Raw genomic sequence first — 6851 nt, 5'->3', positions numbered from 1 at the left:
AAGCGTCTGAGGACATAGAATTTTTTAAAGCAAAGTTGTCTCAAATTTAGATACCCCACAACTTTTTGTGTTGAGCCTAACTTTTCCATTCTCATCAAGGAATTCTGGCCAAATCATAAATAACTGTTCTTCATGTTTTCCATTATAATCATACCAAAAATCCCAGCGAATCCCTTGGTAAGGAGGTGTTTTTTTTCCTCCTGCTAATTCATCTAAAACCTGATATTCCACTTCAAAGTCATGAGGATGTTTAAACTGCTTATGATATGGTTTGTGGTTTTCCATTTTTTAAACTCAGTTTTATCGTATTCCTTTCGTTTTTAGGTCAGCGTACACTTCTTGAGTACCATGAATTTCTTTTCCGAAGCTTATATCAATTTCATATTCAATTCGGTATTTGTTCAGCACCTCATCTATGTTGTTTTTTTTGCTTTTTGCAACCTCGATCTCTTGTCGGTATTTATTTAAAGTTCCAAATGCCATTCCGAGGGGTGCAAGTCCAACTCCCATAATAATTAGTGGAACGGTCGAAATCACTCCGCTGTCTAATGCGTACGTTCCTAACAAATATCCACCAACAATTACCGTGATTCCTATTGCCAAGAAAACGATAAAGTATGTGTACGTTAGCGCTTTTTTTCGCTTGATATTATGGTATTCAATATTTACCATTTTTAGTTTATTCTCAAATTTTTCATTCAGCTTAATTTTAGCACAGGTACCATTGAATTCAGGTTTACGTTCAGTTAATCCACACGTAGTACCTACACTCAGATCCTTTTTTTGGTGATCACATAGATCGCAATGTCTAGATAGATTCATTTAGTTAGGCTCGGTTTTTTAATTTGAGTTTGATTAGTAATTTAGTTATTCTCTAGTAGGGATGCAGGTCGTTTTTCTTAGCAGTGGGCGGAGTCGTTTACTCGATTATAACAAACATTTTATCCCCATTTCGTTATTAATTCAGTCACCCCTTTTTTAATACCATCATAAAACTTTCCATTTTTAAACTCGTGTATCATGATTTTATCAATCACTTTTTTACAAATTGTGTCAGTCAAAATGAGTTCAGTTCCAAATCCAGTAGCGATTCCAATTTGTCTACATTGACTACACACAACAATTGTTAACCCATTATTTTTTTCAGCATCTCCAACGCCCCATTCATTCCCTAAATCAACTGCGTATTGTTGAATGTTTTGGTATGGTTTTATACTATCAACTGTGACCACTACAATTTGTCTAGTAGTCTCGATATTATAATCATAGAGGGTTTTGGTCAGTTCCGTCCGTTGTGATTCTGTAAGTATTTGTGCATAGTCATTTATGATTCCAATTGATTCTGGGAAAGTCCTTTTTTTTATTCCCGAAAAGTCAAATTCAGTTGCGGGTTCTTTCGTTTCGGTTTTCTGAGTTGAACTTTTGCATGAAAGCAAACTTACTGTCAGGATTAGAATTAATAGTTTAGTTCCGATTTTCATGTAAGGTATTATATTCAACAAGTATAAGTGACTACTTCAGTTATTTGTCTTTTATGTGTCTGGTAAAAAATGAATAACTAAGATATGCTAATTAATTTATAAGGTGTAAATTATCAATGATTTGTTGTAAAGTGCAAGTAAGGATCCAAAAAAAACCGAGACAATCGTCTCGGTTTTTTTATGAATATATGCATTCTTTAGGGTCTAACTAAAATGCTTCAACATTGTCTAATGAGTCTAAGAGCGAAGCCGTCTTAAGTCCTATAGCGAAGCGGTCTTATGTCTTATTTGTTAAAACTGATAACGAATACTCAATGCAATATCAAATTCTAAATTATCATCAATATCATTAATAATCCCTATTTCTGGTCTAAAATCAAGCGATAACAGTAAAGGGAAATCAAAATTATATTCGATACCGACCGTTCCTGCTGCATTTAAGAAAGACTCATTAATATCATCATCAAATATACCGTTGTCAAAATCAAAAAATCCTCCAGAAGCACCTACACCAGCATACCAATTAAAGCCACCATCCAGATTCCATACCCATTGATATAAACCTGTAAGACGTATAGCGTCAAAGTTGTCTGCGCTTCGCCATCCGAGTCCTAATTCTAAACGGTTATTGTCTCCTAAAGCCCTTTGATAGTTAACTTCTGTTCCAAAACCATCATTGTCTCCTATGCGAATTCCAATGGCATTTTTAGAGATTTCTTGCGCTTGCATAGAAGCTACAATTCCTAAAAATAATACGATACTAAAAAATGTTTTCTTCATAAATTGAGTTTTTTATTGATTTAATCATTATGTTTTTATAACGCAAGATCTACCATAAAATTTTGATGTATTTTTGATGATATGCACGCGCACTTAAAACAATTATCAAGCCAACTTTCGGGAGAACTTCATACAGATGCACTTCATAGGCATATTTATGCAACAGATGCTTCCGTGTATAGGAAAATCCCCCAAGCCGTAGCCTACCCAGAAGATACGAAGGATATACAACATTTGGTTGTCTTTGCCTCAAAAAATAACACCACCTTAATTCCTCGTACGGCGGGAACTTCACTCGCAGGACAATGTGTTGGCGATGGGATTGTCGTAGATGTATCAAAATATTTTACAAAGATTATCAATCTAGACCTAGAAAGACGTCAAGTAACCGTGCAACCTGGTGTGATTCGCGATGAGTTAAATGCATATTTAAAACCCCACGGACTCTTTTTTGGTCCCAATACCTCTACCGCAAATCGGTGTATGATAGGGGGAATGGTGGGGAATAATTCTTCGGGTACCACCTCTATCAAATACGGCGTCACCCGTGATAAAGTTGTACGATTAAAGACGATATTGAGTGATGGAAGCGAAGTTATTTTTGAACCGATATCTGAAACACGCTTTCGCGAAAAATGCCAAATGCCCACTTTAGAAGGCACTATTTATAAAACACTCCAAGAGGAATTATCATCACCTGAAGCACAGCACCAAATCCGATCTGAATTTCCGAAACCAGAAATCCATAGACGTAATACGGGCTATGCCGTAGATGCATTGATCAACCAGCAACCGTTTTCTGCCGAAGGTGATCTATTAAATGTATGCGCTTTATTAGCAGGAAGTGAAGGCACCCTTGCCTTTACGACAGAAATTACATTACAACTAAATGAATTGCCACCCGCACACGGTCTTCTAGTTGCTGCTCATTTTAAGACATTAGAAGATTGTTTAAAGTCGGTCACATTGGTGATGAAACATGACTTGTATACCTGTGAGATGATGGATAAGGTAATTTTGGATTGTACCAAAAATAACCGAACACAAGCGGAGAATCGATTTTTTATAGAAGGTGATCCCGCTGCCATTCTCACGTTAGAAGTACGTGACAGTACCATAGAAAAAGCAAGAGTACAAGCAAAAGCACTTATAACAGCGATAGAAGCTTCAGGGCTTTCGTATGCCTATCCAATACTAGAAGGAAAGCAGATTGATCAAGCAATGGAGTTGCGTAAAGCAGGCTTAGGCTTGCTGGGAAATATGATAGGAGATCGCAAGGCAGTCGCATGTATAGAAGATACCGCAGTCGCTTTGGAAGATTTATCATCCTACATCGATGCATTTACAGCCATTATGGACGACTACCAACAAGAAGCCGTCTATTATGCGCATGCAGGTGCTGGAGAATTACATTTACGTCCTATTTTAAATCTTAAAGAGGCAGAAGATGTTTTGCTTTTTAGAAAAATCACCACCGATGTTGCCAAACTAGTAAAGTCCTATCAAGGCTCCATGAGCGGTGAACACGGAGATGGGATCGTTCGATCTGAATTTATAGAGTTCATGATTGGCAAACCTAATTACGAACTCTTAAAAAGAATAAAATATACCTTTGATCCGCAGTCCGTTTTTAATAAAGGAAAGATCATCGATCCGTTACCGATGGATCAAGCATTACGCTATGAAGTAGACAGGAAAGAGCCTGTGATCGAAACAATACTTAATTTCTCTGACCAAGAAGGCATCTTAAAATCTGCTGAAAAGTGTAATGGGAGTGGAGACTGTCGGAAACTACCAAGTGCGGGAGGTACGATGTGTCCAAGTTATAGAGCCACCCGAAACGAAAAAGATACTACAAGAGCGAGAGCCAATGCCTTGCGTGAATTTTTAACTACCTCAGAAAAAACAAACCCTTTTGATCACCCAGAACTCAAAGAAGTATTTGATTTATGTGTGAGCTGTAAAGCCTGTGCCAGCGAGTGCCCAAGTAATGTAGATGTCGCCACTTTAAAAGCCGAGTTTGAATATCAGTATCAAAAGTCACATGGAAGTTCGTTACGAACTAAACTCTTTGCGTATACTACTCGTATCAATCGAATAGGAGCAAAGGCACCTTGGTTATATAATGGTCTGTTATATATTTCGGGAGCTATTGCTAAAAAAACAGTAGGTATTGCTCCAAAACGATCTTTACCTATTTTGGATGTGTTTAAATCTGGTAATTTGGTTGAGTACGCTTTCGCGAAAGCGAAAAAAACAATAATAAAGACAAAAAAGGTACTTTTGTACATTGACGAGTTCACGCACTACCTAGATGGAGGCATAGGAAAAGATGCCTACGAGTTACTCCTAGGTTTGGGGTATGAAGTCGAATGTATCCAAGGATTAGAAAGCGGAAGAGCCTATATTTCTAAAGGATTCTTAGATCAGGCGAAAGGTCTCGCCAATAAGAATATTGCCAGTTTAAAAAATAAAGTTTCAGAAACCTCAGTATGTGTTGGTATAGAACCTTCGGCGATACTTACCTTTAGAGATGAGTACCTTCGACTTGCCGATGATGTAGATGGTGCAAAACGTCTTGCAAAACACACCTATTTAATAGAGGAATTTTTACATACTGAAATTCAACTAGGGAATATCCATCCTGAGCAATTTTCCGCGAAAGCGAAAAAAATCAAAATTCATGCCCACTGTCATCAAAAAGCGCTATCATCTGTCGCCCATACCTTTGCCATTTTAAACCTTCCTAAAAATTATACCCCTACGATTATCCCTTCTGGATGCTGTGGGATGGCGGGGAGTTTTGGATACGAAAAAGAGCATTATGAAGTGAGTATGCAAATGGGCGAACAAACATTATTCCCAGCCATACGCAAAGCAAGTGACGATGTTATTATCGCTGCCAACGGGACGAGTTGTAGACATCAAATAAAAGATGGAACCCAGCGAGTTGCATTACATCCTGTGAGTATTTTGAGACAGGCTTTACGTTTTAAAGAGGCTACGTATACAGAATAATGATATTATCACAGTTTCTTTGAACTATTACGAATATCAGCTTGATATAGTCTAATATTCATAAAAATAGAAAAGCATACCCATAAATTAAGATTCCTTCCTTATTTTTAAGATTGCCTTAAAAAAGAAAATTGTATGTCAACCCAACCAAAAATTACCCGTTTTACTCAAAACGTAGTGTCTAAATATCAGATTTATAACAGTATATTTATGACATTACCCTTTGACGCGGTCACCAAAACTGGTGCACTTTTGCCCCTTTTTCACGAAACCTGTCAAAAAGGATTTGCAAATCAAGAAGACCCCACGACGATTGTTGAAACGTTTTTTAAGAAGTACCAAGCAAGACGTACTCCTGAAAGTCAGATTAATTTATTATTTCGATTTATTCAGTATATAGAACGTCAAGTGGTTTTGTTTGATGCTATAGAAGATGCCGCTTTCGCGAAAGTTCATAATATGGACGGTATCGGTACCTTACGTAGTTTAAAAGAAACTGCTGTAGCCGACAATAAACTGGAGATGCTCCGGAAATATCTAGAGGAGTTTAAAGTACGTATTGTTTTAACAGCACATCCTACACAGTTTTACCCAGGATCTGTCCTAGGAATTATCACTGATCTCACAGAAGCCATTAAAGAAAATGACTTATTGCTTATCAATGATTTATTGGCACAATTGGGAAAAACTCCATTTTTTAAGCACAAAAAGCCAACGCCTTACGATGAGGCGGTGAGTTTAATATGGTATTTAGAAAATGTATTTTATAAATCTTTTGGAACGATATACGATTATATCCAGCAAAATATTTTTGATGGAAAACCGATTGCTAATGAAATTATAAATGTTGGGTTTTGGCCAGGAGGAGACAGAGACGGAAATCCTTTTGTGACGCCAGAAATCACTTTAAAGGTTGCTCAACGATTACGAGCAACAGTGATAAAAAATTATTACAGGGATGCTAAGCGTTTAAGACGAAAGCTTACGTTTGAAGGAGTAGAAGACCGTATCGCGGGTTTAGAAACTGAACTTTATAAAATTATTACTAATCAACACTCAGACTTTACGTTAGCCTTTTTCAAATTGGAACTTGAAGAGATAAAAAATATCATTATCACTGAGCATCAATCGCTGTATGTAGATGAGATAAATAGTCTTTTAAATAAAATTCATCTCTTTGGATTTCATTTTTCGACATTAGACATCCGTCAGGATAGCCGAAAGCATCATCAGTTTTTTAATGATATGGTCAATGCGACTATAGAGAGCGGAAGTGATTTATTTCCTGAAAATTATCATGAATTATCAGAAAAAGAACAAGTAACCTTACTTTCTAAAGTAAAGGGGAAAGTAGACCTGTCTTGGATAAAAGATGAAGAAACGCTCAAGGCTCTTCATACCATGAAAGCGATTAAAACTATTCAGGAAACCAATGGTGAGCAGGCTACCAATAGGTATATCATTAGTAATAATCAAACCACACTCAACGTGATGCAGTTGTTTGCTATGTTAAAATTGGTTGCATTTCATGATCAACTTACGGTAGATATCGGACCGCTGTTTGAAACCATT

6 protein-coding genes are annotated in these 6851 nt (G+C 36.9%); 2 read left to right on the top strand and 4 right to left on the bottom strand.

The genetic code is table 11. From position 1 onward, the window contains the following. Positions 1 to 24: 24 nt before the first annotated feature. The 4 genes from Q0505_RS15360 to Q0505_RS15345 all read right to left on the bottom strand — a co-directional run bounded on the left by Q0505_RS15360 (position 25) and on the right by Q0505_RS15345 (position 2261). Positions 25 to 285 (bottom strand): hypothetical protein, encoded by a 261-nt coding sequence (locus tag Q0505_RS15360; protein WP_299214653.1) that lies wholly within the window; start codon positions 283 to 285, stop codon positions 25 to 27. Between the two features lie 15 nt (positions 286 to 300). Next, a complete protein-coding gene (locus tag Q0505_RS15355; protein ID WP_299214650.1) occupies positions 301 to 822 on the bottom strand; it encodes a hypothetical protein in 522 nt (173 codons plus the stop codon). Positions 823 to 941: 119 nt separating this feature from the next. Continuing rightward, the gene (locus tag Q0505_RS15350; RefSeq protein ID WP_299214648.1) at positions 942 to 1481 is read right to left on the bottom strand and encodes a YgcG family protein; all 540 of its coding nucleotides are present in this window, start codon (positions 1479 to 1481) and stop codon (positions 942 to 944) included. 291 nt (positions 1482 to 1772) lie between these two features. Further along, positions 1773 to 2261 carry a hypothetical protein gene (locus tag Q0505_RS15345; RefSeq protein ID WP_299214645.1) on the bottom strand — a complete coding sequence of 163 codons (489 nt, stop codon included), beginning with the start codon at positions 2259 to 2261 and terminating at the stop codon, positions 1773 to 1775. Between the two features lie 81 nt (positions 2262 to 2342). Here Q0505_RS15345 and Q0505_RS15340 point away from each other — a divergent pair, with 81 nt between their 5' ends. Together Q0505_RS15340 and Q0505_RS15335 are read left to right on the top strand one after the other, a co-directional pair. Next, positions 2343 to 5279: an FAD-binding and (Fe-S)-binding domain-containing protein gene (locus tag Q0505_RS15340; protein ID WP_299214642.1), complete on the top strand. Its 2937-nt coding sequence runs from the start codon at positions 2343 to 2345 to the stop codon at positions 5277 to 5279. A 135-nt stretch (positions 5280 to 5414) separates the two neighbouring features. Continuing rightward, a partial coding sequence (locus tag Q0505_RS15335; RefSeq protein WP_299214639.1) for a phosphoenolpyruvate carboxylase occupies positions 5415 to 6851 on the top strand: 1437 nt, incomplete at its 3' end.

The organism is uncultured Dokdonia sp. (assembly GCF_937910895.1).
Classification (GTDB): domain Bacteria; phylum Bacteroidota; class Bacteroidia; order Flavobacteriales; family Flavobacteriaceae; genus Dokdonia.
Note: the sequence above shows the minus strand (reverse complement) of the source record. Positions and strands in the feature narration are given on the sequence as shown.

Coding starts and splice junctions, on each gene's coding strand:
- Q0505_RS15360 (WP_299214653.1), bottom strand. CDS start 285: ATGGAAAACCACAAACCATATCATAAGCAGTTTAAACATCCTCATGAC.
- Q0505_RS15355 (WP_299214650.1), bottom strand. CDS start 822: ATGAATCTATCTAGACATTGCGATCTATGTGATCACCAAAAAAAGGAT.
- Q0505_RS15350 (WP_299214648.1), bottom strand. CDS start 1,481: ATGAAAATCGGAACTAAACTATTAATTCTAATCCTGACAGTAAGTTTG.
- Q0505_RS15345 (WP_299214645.1), bottom strand. CDS start 2,261: ATGAAGAAAACATTTTTTAGTATCGTATTATTTTTAGGAATTGTAGCT.
- Q0505_RS15340 (WP_299214642.1), top strand. CDS start 2,343: ATGCACGCGCACTTAAAACAATTATCAAGCCAACTTTCGGGAGAACTT.